The sequence below is a fragment of the Rhizobium sp. RHZ02 genome, from assembly GCF_014851575.1.
Classification (GTDB): Bacteria; Pseudomonadota; Alphaproteobacteria; order Rhizobiales; family Rhizobiaceae; genus Rhizobium; species Rhizobium altiplani.
On the sequence record NZ_JACUZX010000003.1, the window covers coordinates 326457 to 352431 of the forward strand.

23 protein-coding genes and 2 pseudogenes are annotated in these 25975 nt (G+C 59.4%); 8 read left to right on the forward strand and 17 right to left on the reverse strand.

From position 1 onward, the window contains the following. Positions 1 to 10 precede the first annotated feature (10 nt). Entirely contained in the window at positions 11 to 943 is a 933-nt protein-coding gene (locus tag IB244_RS07085) for a glycosyltransferase family 2 protein (protein ID WP_192303819.1), read from the forward strand. Positions 944 to 949: 6 nt separating this feature from the next. Here IB244_RS07085 and IB244_RS07090 read toward each other — a convergent pair whose 3' ends face one another. Further along, on the reverse strand, positions 950 to 1810 hold the full coding sequence (locus tag IB244_RS07090) for a DUF6492 family protein (RefSeq protein ID WP_192303598.1): 861 nt from the start codon (positions 1808 to 1810) through the stop codon (positions 950 to 952). A 14-nt stretch (positions 1811 to 1824) separates the two neighbouring features. Then, positions 1825 to 2604 (reverse strand): WecB/TagA/CpsF family glycosyltransferase, encoded by a 780-nt coding sequence (locus IB244_RS07095; RefSeq protein WP_169680624.1) that lies wholly within the window; start codon positions 2602 to 2604, stop codon positions 1825 to 1827. 278 nt (positions 2605 to 2882) lie between these two features. Here IB244_RS07095 and IB244_RS07100 point away from each other — a divergent pair, with 278 nt between their 5' ends. Then, a complete protein-coding gene (locus IB244_RS07100; protein ID WP_192303600.1) occupies positions 2883 to 3962 on the forward strand; it encodes a glycosyltransferase in 1080 nt (359 codons plus the stop codon). A 111-nt stretch (positions 3963 to 4073) separates the two neighbouring features. Continuing rightward, positions 4074 to 4286 (forward strand): hypothetical protein, encoded by a 213-nt coding sequence (locus tag IB244_RS07105; protein WP_018858147.1) that lies wholly within the window; start codon positions 4074 to 4076, stop codon positions 4284 to 4286. Between the two features lie 132 nt (positions 4287 to 4418). Here IB244_RS07105 and kduD read toward each other — a convergent pair whose 3' ends face one another. The 3 genes and pseudogenes from kduD to kduI all read right to left on the reverse strand — a co-directional run bounded on the left by kduD (position 4419) and on the right by kduI (position 6390). Then, a complete protein-coding gene (kduD, locus tag IB244_RS07110; RefSeq protein ID WP_192303602.1) occupies positions 4419 to 5171 on the reverse strand; it encodes a 2-dehydro-3-deoxy-D-gluconate 5-dehydrogenase KduD in 753 nt (250 codons plus the stop codon). A gap of 7 nt (positions 5172 to 5178) precedes the next feature. Continuing rightward, on the reverse strand, positions 5179 to 5517 hold the full coding sequence (locus IB244_RS07115; RefSeq protein ID WP_018858149.1) for a cupin domain-containing protein: 339 nt from the start codon (positions 5515 to 5517) through the stop codon (positions 5179 to 5181). Positions 5518 to 5528: 11 nt separating this feature from the next. Then, a pseudogene (gene kduI, locus IB244_RS07120) lies at positions 5529 to 6390 on the reverse strand (5-dehydro-4-deoxy-D-glucuronate isomerase). A gap of 221 nt (positions 6391 to 6611) precedes the next feature. Between kduI and IB244_RS07125 the strand changes: the two are divergent. Next, positions 6612 to 7379 carry a FadR/GntR family transcriptional regulator gene (locus IB244_RS07125; RefSeq protein ID WP_192303604.1) on the forward strand — a complete coding sequence of 256 codons (768 nt, stop codon included), beginning with the start codon at positions 6612 to 6614 and terminating at the stop codon, positions 7377 to 7379. Between the two features lie 80 nt (positions 7380 to 7459). On the opposite strand, the gene IB244_RS07130 is transcribed toward IB244_RS07125, so the two are convergent. From IB244_RS07130 to IB244_RS07140, 3 genes are read right to left on the reverse strand one after another with little or no spacing between them, the layout of a single operon-like run. Then, the gene (locus tag IB244_RS07130) at positions 7460 to 8896 is read right to left on the reverse strand and encodes a family 16 glycosylhydrolase (RefSeq protein WP_192303606.1); all 1437 of its coding nucleotides are present in this window, start codon (positions 8894 to 8896) and stop codon (positions 7460 to 7462) included. A 57-nt stretch (positions 8897 to 8953) separates the two neighbouring features. Then, a complete protein-coding gene (locus IB244_RS07135; RefSeq protein WP_192303608.1) occupies positions 8954 to 10258 on the reverse strand; it encodes an HlyD family type I secretion periplasmic adaptor subunit in 1305 nt (434 codons plus the stop codon). Continuing rightward, a complete protein-coding gene (locus IB244_RS07140; RefSeq protein ID WP_192303610.1) occupies positions 10255 to 12006 on the reverse strand; it encodes a type I secretion system permease/ATPase in 1752 nt (583 codons plus the stop codon). Before IB244_RS07140 ends, IB244_RS07135 begins: the two co-directional genes overlap by 4 nt. Positions 12007 to 12857: 851 nt before the next feature. Between IB244_RS07140 and IB244_RS07145 the strand changes: the two genes are divergently transcribed. Continuing rightward, a complete protein-coding gene (locus IB244_RS07145; protein WP_112824936.1) occupies positions 12858 to 13445 on the forward strand; it encodes a L,D-transpeptidase in 588 nt (195 codons plus the stop codon). A gap of 150 nt (positions 13446 to 13595) precedes the next feature. Beyond that, the gene (locus tag IB244_RS07150; protein ID WP_192303821.1) at positions 13596 to 14441 is read left to right on the forward strand and encodes an inositol monophosphatase family protein; all 846 of its coding nucleotides are present in this window, start codon (positions 13596 to 13598) and stop codon (positions 14439 to 14441) included. Here the strand turns inward: IB244_RS07150 and IB244_RS07155 are convergent. The 5 genes from IB244_RS07155 to IB244_RS07175 are packed head-to-tail and all read right to left on the reverse strand — an operon-like array spanning position 14432 to position 19252. Further along, positions 14432 to 15283, reverse strand: a complete 852-nt coding sequence (locus tag IB244_RS07155) for a glycerophosphodiester phosphodiesterase (protein WP_192303612.1) — start codon at positions 15281 to 15283, stop codon at positions 14432 to 14434. The two genes, IB244_RS07150 and IB244_RS07155, sit on opposite strands and share 10 nt — an antisense overlap. Further along, positions 15276 to 16355, reverse strand: a complete 1080-nt coding sequence (locus IB244_RS07160) for an ABC transporter ATP-binding protein (protein ID WP_192303614.1) — start codon at positions 16353 to 16355, stop codon at positions 15276 to 15278. Before IB244_RS07160 ends, IB244_RS07155 begins: the two co-directional genes overlap by 8 nt. Positions 16356 to 16392: 37 nt before the next feature. Beyond that, positions 16393 to 17217 (reverse strand): ABC transporter permease, encoded by an 825-nt coding sequence (locus tag IB244_RS07165; RefSeq protein WP_192303616.1) that lies wholly within the window; start codon positions 17215 to 17217, stop codon positions 16393 to 16395. Continuing rightward, on the reverse strand, positions 17217 to 18095 hold the full coding sequence (locus tag IB244_RS07170) for an ABC transporter permease (protein WP_246734364.1): 879 nt from the start codon (positions 18093 to 18095) through the stop codon (positions 17217 to 17219). The genes IB244_RS07165 and IB244_RS07170 overlap by 1 nt, the downstream gene beginning before the upstream one ends. A gap of 11 nt (positions 18096 to 18106) precedes the next feature. Then, entirely contained in the window at positions 18107 to 19252 is a 1146-nt protein-coding gene (locus IB244_RS07175) for an extracellular solute-binding protein (protein ID WP_192303620.1), read from the reverse strand. A 1508-nt stretch (positions 19253 to 20760) separates the two neighbouring features. Between IB244_RS07175 and IB244_RS32885 the strand changes: the two are divergent. Both IB244_RS32885 and IB244_RS07180 read left to right on the forward strand, forming a co-directional pair. Further along, positions 20761 to 20916 (forward strand): annotated as a pseudogene (locus IB244_RS32885) (entericidin). A 1866-nt stretch (positions 20917 to 22782) separates the two neighbouring features. Continuing rightward, complete coding sequence (locus IB244_RS07180; RefSeq protein WP_192303622.1) at positions 22783 to 23001, forward strand: DUF982 domain-containing protein; 219 nt, start codon at positions 22783 to 22785, stop codon at positions 22999 to 23001. Between the two features lie 877 nt (positions 23002 to 23878). Here the strand turns inward: IB244_RS07180 and IB244_RS07185 are convergent. The 4 genes from IB244_RS07185 to IB244_RS07200 form a co-directional block, all read right to left on the reverse strand. Next, positions 23879 to 24208 carry a hypothetical protein gene (locus IB244_RS07185; RefSeq protein WP_192303823.1) on the reverse strand — a complete coding sequence of 110 codons (330 nt, stop codon included), beginning with the start codon at positions 24206 to 24208 and terminating at the stop codon, positions 23879 to 23881. Positions 24209 to 24382: 174 nt separating this feature from the next. Then, positions 24383 to 24568 (reverse strand): hypothetical protein, encoded by a 186-nt coding sequence (locus IB244_RS07190; protein WP_246734365.1) that lies wholly within the window; start codon positions 24566 to 24568, stop codon positions 24383 to 24385. A 62-nt stretch (positions 24569 to 24630) separates the two neighbouring features. Next, complete coding sequence (locus IB244_RS07195; RefSeq protein ID WP_192303626.1) at positions 24631 to 24897, reverse strand: DUF1488 domain-containing protein; 267 nt, start codon at positions 24895 to 24897, stop codon at positions 24631 to 24633. Positions 24898 to 25004: 107 nt separating this feature from the next. Further along, positions 25005 to 25151, reverse strand: coding sequence for a hypothetical protein (locus IB244_RS07200; protein ID WP_192303628.1), 147 nt, complete (start codon positions 25149 to 25151; stop codon positions 25005 to 25007). Positions 25152 to 25975 lie beyond the last annotated feature (824 nt).

Genomic DNA, 25975 nt, shown 5'->3' on the forward strand with positions numbered 1-25975 from the left:
GGTTTGGATGATGCAGGAAAGCAAGGGGTCCGTTGAGGCAGTCGTTTGCATCCCGACGTTTCGTCGACCGGAATGGCTGGCGCGCACCCTGACATCGCTCGCCGAGCAGGTGACCGATTTCCCCTTCGCCATCGTCGTTGTCGACAACGACGCAGCCAACCCGGCCGGCGCCCACTTTGCCCGCAAGTTTCTCACCACGGTCGGCCTGCCATTCCTGGTCACCACGGAAGAGCGGCAGGGCAATTGCCATGCCATCAACCGTGCATTCGGCGAGGCAATGGCTGGCTTTCCGGAGGCCGAGTTTCTGCTGATGATCGATGACGATGAAATGGCCATGCCCGGTTGGCTTGCCGCAATCGTTGGCACGGCTCGGCGGGAGGGCGCCGACATCGTCGGCGGGCCTGTTGTCCGGCAGTTCGAAGTACCAGTGTCCGACGCAGTCACACAGCATCTGCTCTTCGGCTCGATAGAAGGCTCGACCCGGGCAATTGATCAGATCCACGGTTCCGGCAACTGCCTGATCCACCGCCGGGTATTTGCGGGCCTTGCTTCGCCGCTTTTCGATGTCCGCTTCAATTTTCTGGGCGGTGGCGACATGGAGTTCTTTACGAGATGCCGCAAGGCCGGCTTCAAGACCTGGTGGTGCGCCGAGGCGGTTATCCGCGAATTCGTACCCGAGGAACGCGTCTCGGCCCGTTTCCTGATGACGCGCTCGCTGCGCACCGGAAGCATCAATTATGTTATCGATCGGATCCACAGCACGTCGGCCATCAGGGTGATTGCAAAAAACGCGCTCAGTCTCGGCGCCGGCTGCCTTCGATCGATGGCGCTGTTCCTCAGGACCCGGCGGTTGCTGCCGGCAAGCCATCCGCTGCTCGTGTCGCTCGGTCGTACACTGGCAAGCCTCGGCTTCCTGCCAACCCCATATCGGGCCAGCAACTAGGCTCTTTCAGCCAAGAGCTGCCTTTCGGATCACTTCGATCGGTGTGTGCGTATGCGACTGGATCGCGATCGTCGTCTGACCCGGTTTCAAGCCTTCGATGAATGCCGCCAATCCCTCCCGGTCTAGAGCCGGCCCCTCCCAATAGGTCAGGCACGGGCTTTGCGAAACGCGTTCATGTCGTTGCGCAAGCTCGGGGTCATTGGCGACCGCGACACCGTAAATGAGATATTCGGAAAAATGCCGGATGCGGGCCAGCGCCTGCCACCACGGAAGGCGGCCAGCGCCCTCGATACGCTTCACCATGGTCGCCACCGTTCGCCGCTCCCACAGAACCATCTGGCTGATGGAATCGTCGCCTGGCAGTGCCGGTACGCTCAGGCCAAGCAGCCGATGCGCATTTTGCCACCAGCGGACGTGGCTAGGTCGCGTGGGATTGATATCTCCAGACGCGACGTGGTGGGCGAGCTTCGGCGTCGATGCCATTGCGCTCAGATCCAGTGGGCGGCAGAAGCAATTGTCGGAGTCGATGCACATGACCCGCTCGCTCGGTTGCGCCAGCGTCATTGCGATCTTGCGCATCTGCTGCAGGTGCCAGCCGTAGATTGGCAGGCGCAAATGGGGTGCCCACCAGTAGCGACGCCCCCGCCATTTCGGCAGCGCCCAAAGGGATGGAAGCAGGCTGGACGAGACGATCACGCGGCGTTTTTCCCCTTCGAAGCTCACGAAGGCGTCCGCATCCTCGTCGCCGATCACGATGTAATGCACGTCGTAGCCCGTCACATACCGGTCGATCGAGTCGCAGAGAAGACGGCAACTGTCGAGGTCGCCACGATAACTCGGTGTGATGAGCGAAATCGAGGAACTCAAGATCGTTGGTCCGATCACCGGCCTGCAGAAAGGGCTCGCAGCGAATGCCGGAGCATCGCGTAGATGGCAACCGGATTGGTGGTCAGATAGCGTGTTGCCAGCCGGCGCGGCTCGAGGAGCATGCGGTAGAACCACTCAAGGCCAACCTTCTGCATCCAGCGGGGGGCGCGGCTCTTGCCTCCGGCGAGGAAATCAAACAGGCCGCCGGAAGTTTTGATCAAGCCGACATTGTGCAATCTGTTGATGTTGCGAACGACGAACTGCTGCTCCAGCGGCACGCCGAAGCCGATCCAGAGGATATCCGGAGCCGCCGCATTGATCGCCTCGACAACCGCTTCTTCCTCGGCGCGATCAAAATAACCGTTGCGTCGGCCGGCAAAGCGAAGTCCCGGATATGCCTTCGACATGTTCTCGACCGCCCGGGCATTCACCTCTTCGCTGGCACCAAGAAAGTAGAAACTGACCCCGGCTTCCGCCGCGCGTTCCGCCACGGCATGAACGAGATCGGTCGTGGCGACGCGTTCTGGCAAAGGCTCGGCCGAGGATAGCTTGGAGAAGAGCACGACCGACATTCCATCGGCATGGATCTGGTCGGCCTGACGCGTCAACGAGCGGAAATTGGCATCATGCTCGCAAAGCGCAATGACTTGACCGTTTGCGGAGGTGGAGTAGAAGGGACGCCCGCCGGCCCCCCTGCGCTCGAGCGCCAACTGAATGAAGGCGTCTGCGGATTCTTCCATGCCGGCCCGCACGATCGGCAGGCTTCCGAGCCGGTTCGTCGGCCATTCGTTCATCGAATAACTCAGACGCGCTGATGCACTGCTATGCCTAGTCATTCACGCACCTTCGAAACGAGCATCGGTCAAGAACGGATCCGACAATTAGCTGTTTCGAAGACCCATCGCTGTAAAACCTCGAGCTATAGTTAACCCTCGCTATACACGTGATGGTGGCAGGCCTTCTTGCCGACGGCATGTCAAACATTGAACCTGAAATTGTAAGCCGGCTTTTACCAAAAGACGGTATCAACGCAGCGCGGTCACCCGCCGTCCGCCTGTTCAAAAGGTCTGATATGCCGAAACGTCGCTACCTCGCATTCGTCTCCGACGCCGCCCAAACCTGTGGTGTCGAAGAGTTTGCCCGACAGGCGGCTTTGCGACTCGACGGGCGCGCCACTCGGCACGTGCTTGACGGCGATATCGGCCGGCTTAAATCCGCGCTCGACGATGCGGACGCCGCCATCCTCAATTTTCCTGTCGTTGCCTGGAAGAAAAAGCTGGCAGAGCCGGTCGTCGCGGCATTCGTTTCCCGGCTGCAGCGCAAAAAGCTTGTCGTGGTACTGCACGAATGGCACGCTCTCGACTGGAAGCGTCGCCTGGTGCTGGTTCCGGTGGTGATGCTCGCAACTCAGATCTTGTTTTCAGCGCCGGAAGTCGCCGCCGAATTTGCCAAGAGCCCTCTGTCCGCCCTGTCGACCAGTCGGCGAGCAGTCATCCCGATCCCGCCAAATCTTGCCTTGCCTACCACACTCCACGACGGCCCGATCGCCCGGAGACTTGACGCACAGCGCAAGGCCCGGCGGCTGATCCTTGGGCAGTTCGGTTCGATCTATCCCAAGAAGCAGTCAACGGCAGTTCTGGAGACTGCTGCCCGGCTGCTGGCGCTTGGCCACGACGTCGGCGTGGTCTTCGCCGGATCGTTCATCCGCGGCACCGACAATGTGGAGCAGGAATTTTATGCGCTCGCAGACAAGCTCGGCATTTCAGACCGGGTCGTCGTAACAGGTTATGTTGCCGACGCCGAGGAGCTCTTCGGGATCTTCAGACATGTCGACGTGTTCTGCTATCTTTTCGCTGAAGGGCTGACGGCGCGCCGGGCAAGCGTGCTTGCGGCAAGCTTCTCGGGAAAGCCCGTCGTCGTCAACGCGCCGCGACAGCGAGATGCCCTCGCCCACCATGGCCTGTTTTGCAAGCTGATAGAGGGCGGTGCGATCCGCATGATCGACACAAAGGCCGACATAAACGCCATGGCCGACGCGGTGCTGGAAGCAAGCCAAAGCCATCTGGCATCGATTGACGCGAAGGCAGAAGTCGATGCCTTGTGGGGCGCCGTCATCGACGCGGTTGACGGCGGGAAGGCCACGCATTTCTGACATTGCACCGTCGCAATCGATGCCGAGACTGCGGAACAATGGCCCACGACAAACGTTCCTTGAGTTAGCGACGGATGTGTCGCGAGGCTCATCGAAAGGACGTGATTCAAGATGGAAATGACGGAGGGCCGTCAGCTTGCGGAGGAATATCTCCGGCTAGGCGGAAAGAGGCGCGTCAAGATCGACGACAATCAGCAAACTGTCCGCGCATGGGAGGCAGACCCGCCCGCCGCCGAGCAGTTTTGGCATGATCGTGTCGAAGCTCTGGAAATGCGTCGCCGAAGGGAAGTCGAATTCTTCCTGCCATCTATCAACTCCCCGTAATTGCAGGGGATGAGGAAGGGTTCTTCATTTTCTGACCCGGACATCAGTCCTGGCCAGTCGTTGGGCTTTTGCGCCGCTCATCTACAGTTCCCCGGCCCTCGCATCACCCGGCCAATGACTTGCCTGGCTGGTTCAGCGCGCAAGCCATCCGCCATCGACAGGCAAGACGATGCCGTGGACATAGTCGGAGGCCTGTGATGCCAGGAACACGGCTGCGCCACCGAGTTGCGCGGGATCGCCCCAATGGCCGGCCGGGATGCGGGCAAGGATGCCGGCACTGCGCTCACGATCCTCGCGAAGCGCGGTCGTGTTGTTGGTCACGAAATAGCCCGGAGCAATGGCATTGACGTTGATACCCTTGCCCGCCCATTCGCAGGCCAAGAGACGCGTCAGTCCGGCAAGCCCGCTCTTCGAGGCCGTGTAGGAGGGAATGCGGATGCCGCCCTGGAATGACAATAGCGAGGCGATATTGATGATCTTGCCGCTGCGTCGTTCGAACATATGCCGGGCGGCAGCCTGCGACAGAAAGAAGACGCTCTTCAGGTTGATGTCCATGACCGCATCCCAATCGGCCTCCGTGAAGTCGATGGCGTCGGCGCGGCGGATGATGCCGGCATTGTTAACGAGGATGTCAAGCTTGCCAAAGGTCGCTACCGTTTCGTCGACGATCGCTTTGACCGGCTCGATCGATCCAAGATCGGCCTTGATGGCGTGAAAGCCGGCACCGATCTCGCGAACCGCAGCCTCGGTTTCGTCCATCGATGAGCGGCCAACGGCAACGATCGAGGCGCCGGCCGCCGCCAGCGCCACGGCGATTGCCTGACCAAGGCCGGTATTGGCACCGGTGACGACAGCCACCTGCCCGGAAAGATCGAACATGGTCATAGCAGGCTCACTTCAGAAACTCGGCGCGATGTGGCGTAAACGTATCGATCAGGCGGCCCTTCTCGAGAGCCTTGACCCCATGTACCAGATCGGGGGGAACGATGAAGCTGCCTCCCTGGTGCAGGGTTTCCGTCCTGCCGTCGATCGTCACCTCGAAACTGCCCTCAGCCACATAGCTTGCCTGGATGTGGGGATGGGAATGAAGCGCACCAACGGCGTCCTTCTCAAAAACGACCTCGACCATCATCATCTCAGGCAGGTAGGCCATGATGCGACGGGTCACGCCCGGTTCCGGACTGGTCCACTCGGCATCCTTGGCCGGCACGAAAAGATCACTCGCTGCCATATTCCCCCTCCTCACCTAAGATCTTCGATGGCGACAAGGTCGACGTCGGTATAGTCGACATTGTCACCGGCCATGGCCCAGATGAATGTGTAGCTTGATGTACCGACACCGGAATGGATCGACCAACCCGGCGACAGGATCGCCTCCTCGTTCTTCACGATCAGGTGGCGCGTTTCGTTCGGCTCTCCCATCAGATGCACGACGCGGGCCTTTTCCGGCAGATCGAAATAGAGATAGGCCTCCATCCGCCGGTCATGGACGTGGCAGGGCATGGTGTTCCACACCGAGCCTTCGGCAAGCGTCGTCATGCCCACGACGAGTTGGCAGGTCCTGACACCGTCCGGATGGATGAACTGGAAGATCGAACGCTCGTTGCTCGTTGCTCGTTGCCTGAGAGCCGAGATCGACGCGCTTGGCATCTGAAATGCCGATATGCTTCGCAGGGTGACGAACATGCGCGGGGGCGCTGAGCAGGTAGAATTTTGCCGGTTGTTCGGCCGATACGGACCGGAATGTCACCGAAGCCCCCATGCCGGCATAGACCATGTCGCGGGTACCGGCCTGAAACTCTTCGCCATCGACGCTGACGATGCCGGCACCACCAATATTGACAGCGATCAGCTCGCGCCGGGCCAGAAGCGCGTCGGTCCCGGCAGGCTTGATCGTTTCCAGTGAAAGCGCTTCCGAAGTAGGCATGGCACCGCCGACGATCATGCGGTCGTAATTGGTGTAGTGAAGCTGGATGCGGCCGGCCAGAAACAGCGGTGGCAGCAAGAAGTTTTCGCGAAGCTCGGCGGTCCCAAATCCCGCTGCGGCCCGAGGATCAATCGCGAAGCGATTGGTGTAGTCAGTGTGAGTCACGTTGCCTCCCATGTCCTTCCAAGTCATCATACATATTGATCATACTTGAGCAACCGCAATCGCTTCATTCGGATCAACTATCGATAGCCTTTGATATGTCAAAGCTCTGAATTATAAGAAATTATCATCGATCGCATCGGATTCTGCAATTTTGTATGACAACATCTACAATTGTTGTCTTAATGGAGCACTGGCGGTATGCTCGGACATCATTTGCAGAGGCGAAAACACCCTTGAACGCAATTCCTCCTCCGGTCGATGGTGGCCCATCACGACGACAGAAGCTCTCTGAACGGATCGCCAACTCCCTCCGCCAGGACTTCCTTTCAGGCCAGATCTCCGTCGGACAGAAGTTGCCGACGGAGGCCCAACTCGCTGAATCCTTCGACGTCAGCAGGACCGTCATTCGCGAGGCGATCGCGGCTCTCTCGGCCGATGGGTTGCTGGAAACGCGACAAGGGGCAGGCATCTTCGTGATTGGTCACCAGTCGTCCGCTCCGATCATAAGACAGGACCGATCAAGCAACATATCGCACGCCCTGAACGTGCTTGAAGTTCGCATCGCGCTTGAAGCTGAAGGTGCGGCGCTGGCCGCCACCCGCAGAAACGCCTCGCAGGAGGCGCAGATTCAGGAGAGCTTTTTCGAGTTCGATCGGCTCCTGCAGCTTGGCAAGCCCACCGGCCAGGCCGACTTTGCATTCCACCGATCGATCGCCGAGGCAACCAACAACCCTTTTTATGTTGAAGTCCTCGACGCCCTCGGGGCGCGAACCATCCCTTGTGACGTCACCTCTCCTTACGCCACCGAAGAGGTTCTCTCGGCAAGCTACCAGGCCGGATTGCAGCGGGAACATCTTGCCATCCTCAATGCAATTTCTGCAGGCGACGCTACCGGTGCGCGCGACGCCATGCGCGCTCATCTGTCTGCAAGCCAGGAGCGATATCGCGAACGCCTGAGGGATCGGCGCACGCGATATCAAAGCATCGTCGAAGCAAGCTAACGGATAACGATGCTCAAGGGGCCCGGGATGACTGGCGCCATCATGAGCCTCCGACCTCATCCCGCTTGGCTTTCACCTCGTCAGATGTGCCAATCGTTGCTCGCAGTGGCTTCCGTCGCAGCGTGCAATGGGCTGTCCGCGAGGGTGTAGGCCCTGATATAGTCGATGTGCATTTCCGATCCGTTCGCCAGACCGTTGGACGGCGCTCCAGCCGTACCGCCGACAGCGAGGTTGACCAGCATGTACATGGGGTCGTGCATGTCTTCGGGTGTATCCGTCTGCGCGACTGCGACGTCATCGAAGTACCAGGTGATGTGATCCTCGTCCCACAGAACGCCGTAGTTGTGGAAGCCTTCAGTACTTGCCACCTTGACCGGAAAGGACGTCATCGTATGTGCGCCGCCATGGTCGCTGTGGACTGTGGCATTGACAACGTTCGGCTCCTGACCGCGCATCTCGACGACGTCGAGTTCTGGTGGCCACGAGCCGTCCTCCGGGAGCAGCCAGAAGGCCGGCCAGACGCCCTGTTCCGTCGGCATATCGGCACGAATTTCGAAATAGCCATAGGTCTGGGCAAAGGATGAATGGGTGTTCAGGAGACCAGATGTGTAGTCGTAGCCGTTGATCTGCGCCTGAATCGCCTGCGAGGCGGGTTCTGCAGAAATCGTCAATACGCCGTTGCTCACAGAGAATGGATTTGCCGCTGCAGTCGGTGCGTAGGACGGGTTGATGTACCACTGCAGCTCGCCGTTACCGGTCAACGGGCTGCCGCGGTCCGGCGCCCACCAGAACTTGGCATCCCACGTGCCCTGGTCGCCACTGCGCAGGGACAGGCTGTTGAACTCGTCATCGAAGCTCAGCGCGAGCTGTGAGCGGTCGAGCGTCAGCTGGAATTGGCTGGCGTGCAGATCCGACACCTCGGTATTGGCAAAGACGAGGCTCTCACCGCCACCGAGATCCAGCCGCAGGTTGGCGCCCTCCTGCGTCGTATGAGCCAGCACCTGCTCGAAAGAAGAAAGCCCGTAGCTGTTCAGACGCACCGTATCGTCGCTGCTGAAATCGACGATCAGATCACTCCCGTGGCCCTTGGTGACGAGGAATGTATCGGCTCCGCCTCCGCCGATCAGCACGTCGTTGCCGGCACCGCCGTCGATCGTCTGGCTTCCCGAGGCTCCAGAGATGATGTTGTCCTGAGCGTTGCCGAAAGCATAGCGCCCGGCGCCTGTTACGGTCAGGTTCTCGAAATTCTCAGGGAGCGTATAGCTCATCCAGGTGTTGATGGTGTCGGTTCCTCCGCCAGGCTCCTCCGCAGCACGGTTGATGGCGGAATAGAGATAGTAGATGTCATCGCCGGTTCCGCCGTGCATGGTCACGTTGACGGAACTATCGCCCCATATGGAGTCGTTGCCGGATGTGCCATTCAGCACAGGGCCGGAACCGGTTGCGGAGAACCATGCGGTCGAGGCGCCACTGTAGAACAGCGGTTGGCCGACAGCATTTTGTATTGATTTTGCCATTATCAACTCCTTCGGGTTTTCGTGCTTCTCATGGTCTCCCTCCTCCGATGGCTGTCGTCATTCCTCCCGAAATGCACGGACCAGCTGGTCCGTAAACGGCTTTGCAAGATAACCGAGCGCCGTGCGCTCGCCCGTCTCGATGAAGGCTTCGACGGGCATTCCGGCAACCGGTGCCAGCTTGCCAAGCCTTTGCCATTCGCCCTCGGGCACCGCGACCCGAAGCGTGTAGTAGGATTGGCCGGAATGCGTGTCCGTTGTCAGGTCAGCGGAGACAGATGCAACGCGTCCCTTCAATTCCGGTGTTGTCCTGTAGCTGAACGCGGAGAACCGCAGGCTGACCTCCTTGCCGACTGCGACCTGGTCGACGTCCTGTGGCGATAATTTCAGCTCGGGCGTGAGCATGTCGTGATCGGGCACGATCTGCATGACGGCCTCGCCTGGCGTGATCACGGCACCCTTCGCATGGACAGCAAGTTGATGGACGATGCCGTCTTGCGGCGCCCTTATGTCGACGTGTCGTAGCTCGTCCTCTATCGCAACACGCCGCTCGGCGTATTCGCCGCTGTCGCCCTCCGCCTGCCTCAGCTGTTCGGAGACCTCGCTTCTGTGATCGTCACCCACCTGGATAATCTGCAGCTCCGTTTCGGCGATCTTTCCTTTGATTTCCGCAGTCGAGGCAACGAGGCTGCCGAGTTCTCCCGTCAAATCGGCCGCATCACGTTGCAGGGTGTAGACGCGGGTTGCGGGAATAACTCCCTGCCGAAGCAGCGGCTCCAGGCTTGCAAGCTCCTTGCCAATGATGCCGATGGCGCGACGCTTGCCCTCCTGTTGGGCCGACAGTCCTTCGGCCTGCTGGTCGAGCTGGCGGACGCGCTCACGCAGTTGCGCCGTCCTTCCACTGAGCGATGCGCGACGGTCATCAAACAGCCGCAGCTCGGAGCTCATGAGGGCGCTAGCCTGAGTGGCATCGGCATCTCTGACGACCGCTGGAAAAAGAATGGCGTTCCCGCCGTCGCGTTCTGCAGAAAGCCTGGCTGATCGCGCTGCAAGCTCTCGCAGCCGCCGCGATACGATCGCAAGATTCGCTTTCGTCTGGGTGTCGTCGAGATGAACGAGGATTTGGCCAGCCGCGACGCGATCGCCGTTGCGGACGAAGACCTGTCCCACAGTGCCGCCCTTCTGGTGCTGCACCGGCTTCACATAGCTGTCGACGACCAGTGTCCCCTGGGCAATCACCGCGCCGTTTATACGGATCGCCGAGGCAAGCCCGCCAAGAACCCCGACGAGCAGGGTAGCTGTTGCAAGGGCAAGCAACGTAAGTCGGCGGATTGCTCGTTCCGTCGATGTCACGGCCCCGGTCATGACGACAACTCCCCGCCGGCGCGAAGCGGTCGGACGAAGGAACCGGTGGCAGCGACTGACTTTGGTCCCGTCTTGAGAACATCGTTCTTCGGGCCGAACGCTTTGCCCCGACCGCCCTCGAGAACCAGCACCTTGTCGACCGCGGAAAGCGCGCTCGCCCGGTGAGCGATGATCAACACCACCCCTTGCCGCGACCGAACGGACTCGATCGCCTGCGAGAGTGCCAGCTCGCCCTGAACATCGAGATTGGAATTCGGCTCGTCGAGCACAACGAGGAACGGATCCGCGTAGAGGGCCCTTGCCAACCCGATGCGTTGCCGCTGGCCCGCCGACAGGGTTCTGCCCTGCTCGCCGATCCGCGTATCGAAGCCATCGGCAAAGCTCACGATCATATCGTAGACACCCGCGGCCCTGGCGGCCGCGATGATCAACTCCGAAGAGGCCTCCGGATCGAACCGGGCAATGTTGTCGGCGATGGTTCCGTCGAACAGCGACACGTCCTGCGGCAGGTAACCGATGTTGCGACCGAGTGCTTCCGCCGTCCATTGTGAAAGCGACCCTCCGTCCAGCCTGATATCCCCGGCAAGAGCCGGCCATAGGCCGACGATGCCCCGCGCCAGCGAAGACTTGCCCGAGGCGCTCGGACCGACGATGCCAACTGCCTCACCCGCGCTAACCTCGAAGGACAGCCCGCGAATGATCGGCATCTTCGAGCCCGGAGCTCCCAGATGAAGGTTCTCCACGGCCAGTGATTGCCGCGCCGCCGGTAGTGCGACGTCGCGCTGCCGCCCGTCGGAGAGCTCGACCTCGCGGTCGAGGCGCGACCATGCCTGGCGGGCAGCCGCAAATCCTCGCCAGTGCGCGATGGCAAGCTCGATCGGGGCGAGCGCGCGGCTCACGAGAATGGAGCTCGCAATCATGATGCCGCCAGTTGCTTCCTGTCGAATGACGAGTATGGCGCCCACGGCCAGCACGGCGGACTGCAGCAACATGCGCGCGGAGCGCGACAGGGTTGAAAGCGAGTTTACGAAAGTGGCCGTGCGCAAGTGACTGTCGAGGTGGCGCCGGTTGACTTCGGCCCAGCGCGCCGAGAGCGTCCCACCAAAGCCCATTGCGACGACCGCTTCTGAATTGCGCCTCGCGGTTTCGGCGAAAGCCATTCGCTCAGAAAGGATGGTGGCCGTCTCCCTCGTCGGACCGCGTGACTTCAGCTCCGCAAGCAGCGCCAGCCCCGTCAAGAGAAGCGCGCCAGCCACGGCCGTGAGGCCAATCCAGTGATGAAACAGGAAGCAGAGGGCGAGGTAGAAGGGCATCCAGGGCAGGTCGAACAACGCTCCCGGGCCAGGGCCGGACAGAAATCCACGCACTGTATCGATATCGCGGATCGTCTGCAGACCGTCTCCCGGTGCCGGCTTGCGCGATGCCGACAGCGCGACTGAGAGGAAGGCCCGCCCTGAGAACCGCTCATCCACCGCCCGTCCGATCTGCCCGAGAAGCAGGGATCGCGTGAGATCCAGAAGCCATTGGAACGCAAAGAGGGACACAACGATGATGACCAGACCGACGAGGGTCGGCAGGCTGCGGCTGGGAATGACGCGGTCATAGACCTGGAGCATGAAGAACGAGCCACTGAGCGCCAGGATGTTGACGAGGCAACTGGTTACACCAAGCCCCAGAGCGCCAACACGCAACGACGAGAAGAGCCCAAAGAAGGGTCGCGGCTGCGAGAGGGATCCGGTTTCAGACAAATGGACTCCTTGTGGTCGTAGCGCAGACACACCATGGCCGAGGCTTCGGTGGTCGAGAAATCGAGATCGCTTGCCTAGACTGAGGCAAAAGAGACCGAATGACGACCGCAAACAGCGGCGTCTCTTCATTCCGCGCTAAATCGCCAAATCAGGCGTTAAGCGCGAAGTCGTGTTCCAGTCACGTCGTCGAATGACTGTCTTCTTTCGAACCGCGACAGCGCGCTTGCTGAGCGATTCGGCAGTACTTGTGAGGGCATTTTATGACTTATATAAGATCCCGGTTGCAATTTGTGTCCGGATTTGCGTTTCCAGCCACGTGCTCGAAGGCTCCGCAAGTCTCACCGGTACGATCCACGTTCAAATGATCTGCGCTGTGCATCTAATTGGTGGTAGCAAGTGCGGGCACCAATCGATTGGACAAATCCAGCGACACTGGAGCGGCCGAACTCTGTCATAACCAAACCGGATCAGGTTTTTTGGGGGGAACAATTCGCTTGTGCGCAATCCCGGTCAGATCTGGGGCGGTGATCAAACCGAAGCCAGTTTGAAAAAAGCAGAAAATACTTAGTCTGACTTAGGAAAAACAAAGAGCCGCAAACCAAAAAGGCGAGGACTCCAGCGGCAGAGGGTCATAATGCGGAATTAGGTTTCTAGTTCTTCCTTCTGTGGCCATCAATCAGCAGGCTGCTGTGAGCTCTCAGTGGGGCAAAGTCGGCTGGGAATAAGACTGGGACATGATAAGAAGCCTAAATTCCGCATCGACGTCGCGTGTAGCGTCGGAACATCGGCCGCCACAATGGCGCCACAGATTTTCGCGGTTATCTTGCATCAAAACAAGCGGATAGCGGACAATGAAGTTCCTGGTTCTATTTGCAACAGTGCTTTTGTTTGCGGCCTTTCAGGCCGAGGCGCAGATTTACGGTCCGTATGACGACTACGGTGACTATGGCGACTACGGCTACTATGATCCGTATGGTCCATATGGACCGCCACCCGACTATGGCGAGCCGGTGCCGCAGCGCCAACCCCGGACGGGAAGGGGCGGGACAATCGTCATCGCCACACGCGAGCACACGCTTGTCTATACGACGCCTCAAGGTGAACAGCTCGCCTATCCGATTGCGGTCGGGCGCCAGGGAAAACGATGGTACGGCACGACGCATGTCACGTCGAAGCGCAAATATCCCGAGTGGCGACCGACGGCCAGCATGCGCCAGAAGAATCCGAGACTGCCAATGGTCGTGCGTCCCGGCCCTTCCAATCCGCTCGGTACACGGGCCATTTATCTTGCGGACGGCCTGCTGCGCATCCATGGCACCAATGATCCGTCCTCGATCGGCACGAATGCGTCAAGCGGTTGCTTTCGCATGTACCGCGAGGACGTCGAGGAGCTCTACGAGATGGTCCGTCCGGGAACACGCGTGATCGTCCGGCGGTGATATAATCATCGCCCAGTTCGGGTGTCGGCCACACAAAACCTTTTCAAGGGTCCACGTCTGGCGTTTGGACACGCCTTGATACGACCGCCAACGCTGGCCTCGACGTCCCGTCATCAAAGCTTCATGCGGCTCTGCCATCACCTCATGACGATGTCGAATCCAAATCTCGCCGAATTCCGTCCCGTGTCATCCCGCATCTCACCGACTGCCTCGCCGCGCCTTGCGGCATTGGCGCAAGCCGTTCTCCTTGGAGGCGCCAAAGCGCGAACATCGCTGCGTCGCCGCCTTGATGGCGAATTGGTCGCAAAAGCGCCGAGGGACTATCAGACCGAGATCGACGTTGCCGTCGAGCGCATCATCGTCGAGGAGTTAAACCGATCCTTTCCCACCTACGCGATCAAAGGCGAAGAAGCAGTCGGCAACCGGAACGCAAAGGACGGCGTGCCTGTCATCTATATCGATCCCATCGACGGGACGACAAATTTCGCCTGGGGCATTCCGCATTTCGGCATGACAATCTCGATCGTAGAGGACGGCGAACTTGTCGCCGGCGTCGTTTACGACGCGATGCTGGATGAGCTTTTCAGCACGGAGCTCGGCGGCGGAGCCTATTTGAATGGCGAGCGGATCCGGTGTGTGAGCTCGAAGGGAGTTGAAGACGTGCTCGTAGGGGCCGGCCTGCCGATTCCCGGACAACTGAAGGCCGTGCCGGAAGACGTGTACTTCAACGCGCTCAAGCGGTTGATGGCCACAACCGCGGGCGTGCGGCGGCTGGGTTCGGCGGCCTTGTCGATCGCCTATGTCGCCTGTGGTCGCCTGGACGGTTTTTTTGAGGATGGCTTGTCACTGCACGACTACGGCGCCTCCGCCCTGTTGGTGCGCGAGGCAGGCGGCAAGATCTCGGCGTTTGATGGTGGACCCGTCACCGCGAACGGAGACATCGTTGCCGGCAATCCCGCCCTCCATCCCTGGCTTGTCAAAGGCTTTCAGGCCTGATCTTCGATCAGAAGCCGTTCCAGCCCGACCGGATCATCCGTCGTGATCTGGTCAGCCTTCAGTTCCAGGAGCCGTTTGACGCCGGGCAATGCGGAAGGAACGGCGGAGTTGATCGTATAGGCGTCGACGAGCCGCCCTGCCCCCTGAAATGCGCCGATCACGTCGTAGCCCGCCTGATCCGCAAATAGCACCAGGCGGCGATCGAGATAGATCATTCGCGCGCGCGGCACGGCTCGTAGCGCACCGGCAACGAAGCCCACGAAATCGCGTGTTTCCATCAGCCGCTCGATGGCGCCATCGTGGCAGGGGTCGTAGCCAATTGCCATGTCAGGCACCGCATGCGAAAGCCGCTCGACGGCAAGCGAGTCACCGCCTGAAAGAATGACTGCGTCGGCAACAGGAGAAATAGCCGCCGCGAATGCGGCGATGTCGGCGTCACGGATGACGTCGGAATTTTCTTTCAGGTCAAGCTGCAATCCCGCCCTCGGATCCCGGCCGACCTGAGCCAACAGGTGCCCGAGATCCGCAAGCATCATGACCTTGTGTTCGCTCGGCGCCCCGAAAGGATCGCGAAGATGCAAGCCACGCAGGTAAGCCTCGGATGCGGATCGAACCATCCCGGTGCCGGTTGTCGCGGCATCAAGCGTCTCGTCGTGCAGCACCGCAAAACCATCACCGGCAAAGCGCATCAGATCGACCTCGACGCTGGCGCCGAGTTCCATGCCTTCCACGATGCGCGCGCGGGTAAAGGAGATGTCGCCGGCAAATCGATGTCCCCGGTGCCACTTCAGCCAGGTGCGATGCCCTGCTCTGTCGATCGCAATTCCACGGCCCTCAAGCATGACCAAACACCCGATTGTTCTCCTGTGTCGCGACCGCGACGGACTGGTGAACGAGCCGGTTGTCTCGGAACGCCCTGAAGGCGGCCGCCACCGGTTCCACCGCCGTGCCCATCGTCCAGTCACTGTTGCTTGATGTCATCGCTTTCATTCTTGTTCCGTCGCTGAGATCGACGTCGACGATCTTATGGGTGCCAAAATCGATGCTGCGGTGAACGATGCCGGTACCCATCTCCTTCGCGGCAAAAAGCGACAATGCTTCCGGTCGAATCGCAAGTACGATTTCTCCGTCCGCGACGGGAACAGGGAGCGGAAAGGCTGCATGTTGGCTGATGCCATTCCTGACCGTGGTGCGAATGAAGTTCATCGAACCGATGAACCCGGCGACAAATTCGGTCTCTGGCTCGCGGTAGATGCGATCGGGCGGCGCAATTTGCTCGGTGCAGCCATCGCGCAACACGACGATCCGGTCGGCGAGCGCCAACGCTTCATCCTGTCCGTGCGTGACGAAGAGCGTCGTGATTCCAAGCCTCTGCTGGATGTCGCGCACCTCCTCACGCAACCGCTCGCGCAAGTGCTGGTCGAGGCTGGCGAAGGGCTCGTCGAGCAGGAGGATCTTGGGTTCGAGCACCAGCGAGCGGGCCAGCGCCACACGCTGCTGCTGGCCGCCGGAAAGCTGCGTGGTGATGCGCCTGCCGTAGTCGGCAAGACCAACGAGCGCCAGCGCCTGTTCGACGCGCTCTTTTATCTCGGCTCTGGGAAGGCGGCGAAGCTTGAGGCCGAATGCAATATTGTTGAAGACGTCCATATGCGTCCACAGGGCATGGCTTTGGAACACCATGCCTGTCGGACGTTTTTCCGGCGGCAGTGACGTAACATCCTTTGCATCTATCAGAATGCTTCCCGCGGTCGGTCTTTCGAAGCCGCCGATCATGCGCAGCAATGTCGACTTGCCTGATCCGGAAGGACCAAGCAAACAGACCAGTTCACCATCCTCGACATCGAGGGAGACATCGCGGACCGCATAGGTGGCGCCGAAGCTCTTGGATATCCCCTTTATGGTCAAGCGTGCCATCTGAAGCCCTTCCTGGTGCCATCCGCCGCAATGAACATCATGCTCCCAGCCCCCTTGCGAAGGTACCGGTGCCGACCACTCTTCGGGCAAACATCAGTGCGACGAAAGAGGGAACCCACAGCATCACCGATAGGACGGCGCCATACTGAACGACGATCTGGTTGTTGATGAAGGTGACCATGAGGACCGGCATCGTGCGGATCTGCGGCGCTCCGATCAGCCACGCCCCTTCGGTTTCGTAGAACGTCCCGACAAAGGTCAGCAGGAGGGCCGCAGCGATCGTTGGCGCCGCCTGTGGCATGGTAATCGACCAGAAGACACGCAAGGGGGTTGCCCCGGCATCGCGCGCGGCCTCTTCCATTCGCCGATCGACGTTCTTGAAGGCCGCCACGGGAATCCAGATCATCAGCATCAGCGTTCCGACCAGTTGAATGAGGACCACGCCCCAGAATGTGCTGATCAATCCGATCTGAAGAAAGATCCCGGCGATCGCCACCAGAAGCCCGAATTTCGGGAAGGCATGCGACGCCAGGAACGACAGAAAGAGAACGTCCCTGCCCGGGAATTTCATACGCGCGAAGGCATAGGCGGCCGGGAGACAGATTACCGCTGAAAGAATGGTCACCGTCGTCGCCAGACGAAGGCTGAGAAAAAGGGCGTCCCACACATCCGTTCGCGACAATGTCAGCGACCAGTAGCGCAGTCCGAACTGCTGGGGGATCACAGCCGGGTAGCGCCAAACCTCGCTGAAAGCCCAGGTTCCGACGACAACGAGCGGCAAAGCGATGAACAGCGTCAGCAGCAATGCCAGCAAGGCGCCGATCCAATCCATCTCCGCCATGACAAGCCTTCCGTGCCGCATCACACGCCTCCCCTGTTGCGGGCGATCGAACGCACGTAAAGCACTCCGAAGACAAGGCAGAAGCCGAAGGCGATGACAGCCTGCGTCAGAGCGTTGACGGGGTCGTTCATGTCCGAGAACGTCCGCTGCATGAAGGGCCCCATCATCTCCGGCGATGCCGGCCCGAGAAGATAAGGCAGCGTGAAGGACGAGAAGATGCCGAGGATTGCGAAAGAAGTGGTGACGAGCAGGGAATTGCCCATCCGCGGCATGATGATCGACAGGAAGACGCGCAGCGGCGAAGCGCCGACGTCCCGTGCGGCTTCAATAGAGCTCTTCGGAATATTTCCCAGTCCGGCCGTCAGCATGAGGACCGTGAGCGGCAGGTTATCCCAGACGAGACCGATCACCGGCCCCCACGGCGTCAGGTAGGGCGACGGCAGCTTCGGCAACCCAACGGCATTCAGCAACACGTCGACGGCGCCATTGGGACCAATCGTGCGGATCAGTGCATAGGACAGAATGATCGAGGGCACGAACATCGGAAAAATGGCAAGCCCTTGCACATAGGCCGAGAGCGGCCCGCGGGAAAACCGGAGATAGAGCGCGATCGGCAGGCCGATTGCCAAAAGCAGCACTCCGCAAACCAGCGTCGTCCAGAGCGTGATCCAAAGGTTGGCACGACTGTACGGGTCGCTGAAAAAGAACCGGTAGGAGGCGAAGGATATCGCCGATGCGCCACCCGGCTGCGCGACGAAGATCGTGCTCGCGACCGCCGACAGGATCGGGTAGATGATCAGCCAAGCCAAGAGAAGCACAGGCAGGGCTACCAAACCAAGCCCCACCCAACCTTGGCTTCTCACCGGCGCGGACCATCGCGCAAGGAGCGGAAGTGACATTGACCTGCGCATCAGGTGCGGCTGATACCCGGTGCGACGTTGCGATACCAACCGTCGTTGATGGTGGTTTCCCAATCACCGCCCGGGAAGGTGGGGATGGTCGCCGGGATGACATCGGCATACTTCTGGCGTAGCTCGTCCGAGATGTGCTCCCAGGATACGCCCGGGAAACCGCCGATCTCGGTGATGATCGCTTCCTGCATTTCCTGGGTCAGCAGGAAGGCGGCGAGCTTCATTGCTGCGTCCGTGTTGGCACCGTTCGAGAACACGGCCATGCGGGAGAAGCCGCCGCACAATGCGAGATCGCCCAGCTGAACGAGACCGGTCGTCTCCGGCAGAACACCTTGCGAGATCGCCTGCAGCACTTGGTCGGACCAGACGGGCGTCATCGTCACGACGCCCTGCGCCAGCAGCTGGATCGACTGCGTGTTGCCGGCCGTATAGGCGCCCTTCTCGTAGAGGGACGGCGCCAGATCGTTTAGAAGTGCCCAGGCCGGCGTTACGGCTTGGTTGGCGTAATCGGCCGTGAAGTTGTCGATTGTGAACTTCTTCGGGTCACGACCGTTGGCTTCATGGATGGCGCGGCGGACGAAGTTTCCGCCGGAGCCACCCTTGTCGGGACGATTGTAGATGAACTGGCCCGGATTGGCCTTGATCCAGGCCGTCAGCTGTTCCCAGCTCCTGGGTGCATCCTTCGGGTCGAGCTTGGTCTTGTCATATGCAAGCAAGACCTGCGAACCGCGATAGGGAAGCGAATACTTGCTGTCGAATGCGAGCGGATTGACGTGGTCGAAGCCTTCGACGTTCTCCGCCGAGAACTCCACCCAGAGACCAGCTTCAGCGCCTGTCGGCGGAAGACGTGGATCGAAGGTTTCGAAGATATCGGCCTGCGGGTCTGTCTTCGTCTTGAGCGCTGCCAGAGCGCGGTCTGCAATCGCGCGCAAACCGGTGTTGTCACCGGCGTCGGTAATCTTCACGGCCAAATCCGGATGAGCCTTTTCGAAGGCGGGGCGGACGATGTTGTTCCAGAAGTCGATGATATTCGCGTCCGATCCGCTATAGAGATCGATCGTCTTTGTCGCGGCCCGTGCCAGGCGTGGCAGCATGAGCATGCCGGCGGCGGCGGTTGTGGTGACAAGGAAGTCGCGTCTGTTCATAACCCTCTCCATTGGCTCGCGTGTAGAAGGCCGTGCTACGCCCGGCGCGTCACAGACTCATGACAGCAGGGCCGATTTAGGAGAAATATTGCACAGCTGCGCAATCCATCTCGTCCCCTTTGGAAAGGGCAGTCATACGAGTCAGCGCGAACAGTGGATGGGGGATGCCTCTCTTGATCTGGCACGCGGAAACGAGTCGGCCGCGCTCGAAGGTTACAGGCAGCGCGGCATGGTCCGGACCGGGTGGATCAGGGTCGATGCGATCACGACTTTGATCGCAGATTGAAACCGCGACTTCGATCCGGCCAAGTCCTCCCTGATCCCTTCGCATCGCCGTCGCGATGTCCGGTTTTCGATGGAAGGGCGGCATCAGATCGCTTCTAAGCTTCGCGCTCCTTCAAGTTGTCATTACTGACGTGTTGGCCCCATCATCCCCGAGACTCGCCGGCATCCCGAGAACGTGCATTTTTCCACTGGCTAATATTATGGGTTGCTTGTAAAATCCCGGTGTCTGCCTCCCACGGAGCGACAGGGAGGTTCTGCGGTCGGCTGGACCCCTTCCCGGAACCTCCCCCTCCGCACACTCCAGGGTTCATCAACGGCGTATGCAAGGGCTCCGTCTCGTCCTGGGGCAGATACGACGACCACCGTTTGGCTGGCCGGCTGGCTCACCGAGACGATCTGATCAACGTTGATATAGAGCGGCTTTCCGACAAGGTCGGGGCAGGACCGGAGGAAGGGGCAGACGCCGTTTTCCGATGGATCGAGCAGTACTATGACCTCGGTCTCTCAAACGCGGGAAACCTGCGGAGTACTCTGGACCCGGATATTCTCCGACTCGTCTACTATGCTCTGCAAGTGGCGTTTCCCGCTGCAGCGACATTGATTGGTTTGGAGATCAGGCGTCTGTTTCTGCGCTTCCGGCCACAGCGTAAGACGTGGCGTTCCGGCAACTCCTGTAGCGAGCCGAACGGTACAGCCGCAATCGACCCTTCACCCGCCGCCCTCGGCTATCTATGCTATTTCAGCCGGTTAGCGGCCTTGTCACAAGCATCACGGTCAGATCCATGCATTTTGATGATGCGTTGTGCATCGGACGTGGCGATGCCGTGCTTCTCTGCAAACGTTGCAACGTGGTATGGTTCACGCCCTGAGAACCCCGGATCGGCTTTGCCGCGTCGCGGTCTTTGGTTTGACACTACGGCCTCCTTATTGCGTGGGCGTAGAACAGGCGACTGTATTTCGCCTCCGCATACCTTACTTCTTCTTCAAGCCGCTGTGGCTATCCTTGACCTGAGAACCTAGAGTGGGCGGGGCGCTTTTGGGGGCAGCCTTGTCCTTTTTGGGCTTCCTAACTTCCTTGTTGCTTCGTACCTGACCCTTGGCCATTTGCGCAGTCTCCTCGTGAAAACAGACCTAGCTATCATTGGCCGCTGAATAGCAAGAGATATCGGTAGCTCCGTTGAATTCGCCTTTTGCTGCCTCTACAGGACCAACGTGAGAAAACGATGATGAAGCAGACCATCGCGATCTGCATTGCCTTCCTAATTTAGCCTGGCCGGTTGCGCTAGCACCGCGTATGACTTGAAGCAGGATGGGTCCAAACAAGCCATGCGCTCGGCGATGCAACACACCGGGTGCTGTCGGCTGGTGCCAAGAGGTAGTCGCCATCATTCTCGTTGCCGGTCTGTCGGCATGCCAGGCGCGGCAGGTGCAAAAACTGCTAGACCGGTGAGAGGTTCATTCCCACCCGCACAGCTAACAAAGATCAGGCTTTGATAATGTCGAGTATCTCGCCTGCAGGAAGGGCTTTAGTGCTAAACCCTGCGCGCTGGAGGGCGGATTTGCCGGAAGCATATTTCTGTACTTCGGCAGGCTGCCTTGACTGTGAGAGTTCAAGGGCCGGCCCTTGAATTCTTCGAAGCGGCCCATGTCTTGGACGAGGAACGATGCCACCCCGTAGTGCCCGTCGTTGTTCCCATCAAAGCCATCGAAGGTCAGTGACTGGGGGTATCTGCGGCCAACGAGGTTGCCATGTTCGACGCCAGCGGCCTGAGCATAAACGGCTCTCCCGTCGTGGGGTCGACCTAAGCGACGAAATCGGGGAACTACACCGCGGTTCTCGCGGACAACGGCGCTGCGCGGATGAAGAAAATCGTCAATGGTGTCGAGTATGAGATGACCCCGGAGGAAGAGGCGGAATTCATCGCCTCGGGGCCTGTCATGGAGCGGAAAGTAGAAAGCGTTTCCGCTGGGCAGTTCAAGCTACAGTTTCTAGCCGCCGCCTCCTGGAGGAAGTCGGCGCGTGGAGCGCTTCGCAGTCCAAGGCAGTTCAGATCGCCTATGCGTATTCAGGATCGTTCGTCCGGACTGAGCCGATGATGGCAACGGGGTTTCGCTGCCATGGGCTTCACGGAGGAGCAGATCGACGCGTTCTTCACGGCAGCTGCGTCGCTTTGAGACATGTGGGGGAGAGGCGCACTGGCCTTGTTTGGGGTTCCGCATGGCAGTGCGCCTCTCTGCTTGCGAGCGACTTTGCAAGCCATGCGAAAAATATCGCTCGACGATGAAAGTGCGACGCCTCGTTTGCATTAGTGCGACTAAATAATTTGGGGGAATTAAGAGGTCCGCAGGGGTTCGCGGACCCCCGAGCATTGTTACAGAGGCCGAATTTGGGCCACGCCCATAAGAGCACAACCAACCATCCATCGCACGTACTGCAATAGTGGTATCATAACCTACCGCTAGTAGAAAACTCTAGCGGGATAGGCGTTGCGGCCGACCGAGGGTCGAGTGCGGCGTTCAGGGTCTTGCGGCTAGCTCTTGATGCAGCCTTCTTGACCTCCATCATCTCCCGATCAACTTCCTCCTGTCGCATGCGTGAAGCCTTTTCCAGCAGGTACTCCTGGTCGTCCTCCCAGACCATGTGTCGGAGGCGATCAATCACTTCTTGCGGGAAGCTGAACGGCTCTGGGGCTTCGCCGTAGGTCCGGCTGTACTTCAGAAGTTTCCCGACACCCTCGACGGCTTCGACCGGGACGAACCGCTGTGTCGGCAGGTTGACGAATACATAGCCGGTGAAGATCGGGAAGCGGGCTCGATAAACTTCTTGTTCCGATGATGCTTCACTACGATCCGGTAGGTCGGCATGAAGGATTCGAAGCCGGCATTGGCAAGATTGCGCTCGATAAGCTCAGGCCAGGCGCCCTCTCCTCTTTGACAGGTGCGGATGGCGAGCGCTGGGGCCCTGGCGCGGCCTTGATCGCAAACCACAGGTCGGCCTCTGGCTTCCACTGACCGGACTTGCCTTCGTCACGGCGTGCCGCTCGGAACCTCAGTTCCTCGGCACGCGTCTCCTTCGCCAACTGTCTTCCTTGTACGGGTTGAGGGCTCGATTGAGGGTCTGCATGTTCAAATCTTGATATCCTTCAGCTTGTCGACGATTGAACTAAGGTGGCCGCTACCCATCTATCGGGAGGCGGAGCGGATGCCCGATACCGCCGATACCCCCTCATGATTGGAGAGCGGCCATGTTGGTACACCGATGGGAAAAGCCCCTTGTGCTGGGAGACAGCCGCATTCGTATTGTCGTCGGCTCCCCAGAGGAGGCATTGACATGGCTCATCCATGAGCCGAACCAGGGCACTGCCAAATGGCAACGAGCATGGAAAGCGTGCCGGGCCGTCGTAGAGGGCCGGATGAACGCTGAAGACGCCAAGTCCGCCGTTAGGCTCGCTGCTGTGCACTGAGTCATTCGCGCTCCTGCTTCCCTCAGCTGGTCGATGATGGGCTTCCGGCCGAGACGCGCCGCGGATAACCGCTCATTGAGCTTCTCGCAGCTAGCGGAAACATCCCTCCTCCACCATCAGTTCTCTAGTTGCAGCGCCCACACACACGCTGCAAGGACCAACGCATCGCCTAATGCTGGTCCGGAGCAGACCCGGCGCCCGCCCCGCGGAGTAGGCCAGCATGGGAACTTTCCTTCATGCCGCTAGTTCATAGGATGCAGCGCTAGAAGTACGCTGTGGTCGGATTCGCCCGCCGGCGGATCCGCTCTCAAGGCCCGACGTCGACGCCTGTCCCGTCGGGCTTTTTCTATTCCTATGCTAATTAAGCAAAGCTGTATTAAGCAACCAGAACGTGATATTCAGAACGCGTGGTGTTAACTTTGAGGGGAATTTCGCAATGGCCGTAGACCGTAAGCATGAGACCGTTCGACATGCGCAGCCATGGGCGCCCGATTGGCGAACTACTATTCAAGCTGAAATCATAGAAGGTGGCATGTCAGCCGCTCAAGCCAAGCTGGACACCGGCGATTTTGATCCTGCAAACCAATATGTCGAGGTATCGGTGCCGCTAAGGGTGAGGATCCAAATCCCCGTAGACGCCAATCGGAAGCTGATGTGGAGTGATGCAGGCGTGCTATGTTCCTGTCGCTGGTCGCAGCCCGGAGTTTGTGTGTGTAAGGGCCCCGGCGCCGGCGATAAGAGTTGCAATTGTGATCCTATTGTTGTCGTGGCCGAAACGGCTGAATACTAGAGCTAGAAGGAACATTCTTGGGGCTCTATCTTTTGCGCGCATCGCATAGGAAACCCGCCGGCATTCGCGCCCGACGGGTTTCGATAGCTAGAAATTAAAATACACGCCCACACCGGATCTGCGATGGTAGGGGTAGTAGTCGCGATAGCCGTATCGCGGATACCCGTTATACCGCGGATAGCCGTAGTATCGTGGACGGTAGCACGAGCCGTAATACCGGCAATCGCGATAGGCGTACCGCCGGTTTTTATAGTGGCCATACGCATATCCATTTCCGTGGCCGCGGTGTTTGACCTGCTCGACGTCAGTGGCGTGCAAAGGTACTGCGTTTGGCACAACGATCGGCGCAGCGTCAACCGGAAGGGCGAAAGACCCAGCCAAGACCACGGCGGCGAGTGCGGGCAAGAGCTTCTTCATCATCGGAACATCCTTTCAGGCTGCAAGTCTGGGCTAATGGGCATTAACCTCCGATGAACGGCTGCACGAAATGTCAATGCAGCGGATCTATGCAGGCAGAGGCCCTCGCCCACTATGGCAACAAGGCGCTGTCGGATCTTCGCTATGACTGCGCAAGGCTCGCGGCCATAGGCCTCAGTCCTTGAGTGTCTTGGCCGCCGTATCGGCCTCTTGCTGAAGGCGCATGGCCTTTAGCTGCGCGGTCTTCTCATTCCTCGCTCTGACGACGGGGTCGATTTTCGGGTCCATGCCAGTGCGGGAAAGAAATTGTGTCTGGGTCAACCCGAATTCGGCTTCCGCGCGTTCTCGGGTTTTGCTCATCCGTTCATTCATTACTGGATTCCTACGGTTGGGAAGTTACGAAACCACTGTCCTTCCGGCTGCTATTTAAAGTCCGCCAGCGTAAGGACGATCAGGTTTTTTGGTTTTGACGTGTATATGCGCTCCGCTACCCCAAGAATTCTAACTCGAAGCCTGTCAAATGCCGCGAGACAGTCGCGTTCCGACGTCGCCATCTCGCACGGTCCATTTGCGAATACGTCGATATCGACGAAGAAGCGAATTTCGAACATGCCATCGTGGCCGAGGAAGCGAACCCGCCTCGTGGACCCGTCATAGCTTCTGGCTCGGTTGGGAAACACAATTGCCATGGAAGACCTCCCAATCTCCTGGTCGCGAAACAGGCACTGTCGACGAGGTGCCAACAACTTCAGACCCGAGGCTGCTGCATGCTGCCCGCATTTTTAAAGCCTTGCGCCTACCAGAAGACACCCTTGAACGTGACATATACAATGAACGCGAGGCTTATTGCTGGTGTCGATTTGACGAGAAAGTCCACGTAGCGAAACCGTAGAGCGGCTCGCACGATATTGTCCTTGGAGAAGATAATAGAGGCGGAAGACATGCCGTCCTCCTTTGTTGGGGCTGGAACGCTTTCAGCGCCCGCACCCGGCAGCGCCCGTTTTAGAAGCTACCGATGAGTTGTAGGTGGTGTGCCAACAGAACGATTGCAATGCCTATCTACATTATTAGTCGGCAGAACGAAGGGGCACCTTTAATCATGCTGCGCTCCTTCGGCAATATCTCTAGCCTTTGATGATAGGCGGGGCGTGAGTCGAATTGACTCGCTATCGTCTTGCTTATGTGAGCAAGTGCTTGTTGCCCGGTCGTAGTTCTGTTCCTGGGATCGACCTCTGAGCTTTTTGGAGTCCGCTTTGCACCCCTTAGCGGACTCCTTCTGCATATGGTGCCGCCTATTCGGCCTTTTGGGCCAGCCACTGCTCTTTACTCATTCCGTGCCGTCGAGCTGATTGATGGCGAATGCCAAGCCACACTCGCCGCCTCATGCACTGCAAGTGTGGGCGCGCGATTGACGGTGAGGCATCTCTCGCCGGACTGACCAATGGGCGGAAGGTTCCTAGTCGCGAAGATGCGGCCCGGCGCCTAACCCCGCGCGCCGGGCCGCAAAGTCAGCGGCGTTGTCTAGGCTAACCGCTCAGCCCAGCGTTAACCTACCAGCTAAGGCTGATCGCCCACAGGTATATAAAATAAGACATCCCGGGACTTTGGTCTGACTTAGCTGTTCGAGCCCGCCGGAGGCTCCCCCCAGCTTCCGCTCGCAAATCATTGTCGAGGAGATTGAAGAGCCGGTGGTGGATTGAGATTCAAATCGAAGGGCTTGAATCTCGAAAATCGACAAACCATCTCGTTTTCCGTCCAGTTCAACAG

Excerpts from the sequence above, each read along its gene's own strand:
- IB244_RS07085 (WP_192303819.1), top strand. The coding sequence starts at position 11 with ATGCAGGAAAGCAAGGGGTCCGTTGAGGCAGTCGTTTGCATCCCGACG.
- IB244_RS07095 (WP_169680624.1), bottom strand. The coding sequence starts at position 2,604 with ATGAACGAATGGCCGACGAACCGGCTCGGAAGCCTGCCGATCGTGCGG.
- IB244_RS07100 (WP_192303600.1), top strand. The coding sequence starts at position 2,883 with ATGCCGAAACGTCGCTACCTCGCATTCGTCTCCGACGCCGCCCAAACC.
- IB244_RS07105 (WP_018858147.1), top strand. The coding sequence starts at position 4,074 with ATGGAAATGACGGAGGGCCGTCAGCTTGCGGAGGAATATCTCCGGCTA.
- kduD (WP_192303602.1), bottom strand. The coding sequence starts at position 5,171 with ATGACCATGTTCGATCTTTCCGGGCAGGTGGCTGTCGTCACCGGTGCC.
- IB244_RS07115 (WP_018858149.1), bottom strand. The coding sequence starts at position 5,517 with ATGGCAGCGAGTGATCTTTTCGTGCCGGCCAAGGATGCCGAGTGGACC.
- IB244_RS07130 (WP_192303606.1), bottom strand. The coding sequence starts at position 8,896 with ATGGCAAAATCAATACAAAATGCTGTCGGCCAACCGCTGTTCTACAGT.
- IB244_RS07135 (WP_192303608.1), bottom strand. The coding sequence starts at position 10,258 with ATGACCGGGGCCGTGACATCGACGGAACGAGCAATCCGCCGACTTACG.
- IB244_RS07145 (WP_112824936.1), top strand. The coding sequence starts at position 12,858 with ATGAAGTTCCTGGTTCTATTTGCAACAGTGCTTTTGTTTGCGGCCTTT.
- IB244_RS07150 (WP_192303821.1), top strand. The coding sequence starts at position 13,596 with ATGTCGAATCCAAATCTCGCCGAATTCCGTCCCGTGTCATCCCGCATC.
- IB244_RS07155 (WP_192303612.1), bottom strand. The coding sequence starts at position 15,283 with ATGCTTGAGGGCCGTGGAATTGCGATCGACAGAGCAGGGCATCGCACC.
- IB244_RS07160 (WP_192303614.1), bottom strand. The coding sequence starts at position 16,355 with ATGGCACGCTTGACCATAAAGGGGATATCCAAGAGCTTCGGCGCCACC.
- IB244_RS07165 (WP_192303616.1), bottom strand. The coding sequence starts at position 17,217 with ATGCGGCACGGAAGGCTTGTCATGGCGGAGATGGATTGGATCGGCGCC.
- IB244_RS07170 (WP_246734364.1), bottom strand. The coding sequence starts at position 18,095 with ATGTCACTTCCGCTCCTTGCGCGATGGTCCGCGCCGGTGAGAAGCCAA.
- IB244_RS07175 (WP_192303620.1), bottom strand. The coding sequence starts at position 19,252 with ATGAACAGACGCGACTTCCTTGTCACCACAACCGCCGCCGCCGGCATG.
- IB244_RS07180 (WP_192303622.1), top strand. The coding sequence starts at position 22,783 with ATGTTGGTACACCGATGGGAAAAGCCCCTTGTGCTGGGAGACAGCCGC.
- IB244_RS07185 (WP_192303823.1), bottom strand. The coding sequence starts at position 24,208 with ATGAAGAAGCTCTTGCCCGCACTCGCCGCCGTGGTCTTGGCTGGGTCT.
- IB244_RS07190 (WP_246734365.1), bottom strand. The coding sequence starts at position 24,568 with ATGAGCAAAACCCGAGAACGCGCGGAAGCCGAATTCGGGTTGACCCAG.
- IB244_RS07195 (WP_192303626.1), bottom strand. The coding sequence starts at position 24,897 with ATGGCAATTGTGTTTCCCAACCGAGCCAGAAGCTATGACGGGTCCACG.
- IB244_RS07200 (WP_192303628.1), bottom strand. The coding sequence starts at position 25,151 with ATGTCTTCCGCCTCTATTATCTTCTCCAAGGACAATATCGTGCGAGCC.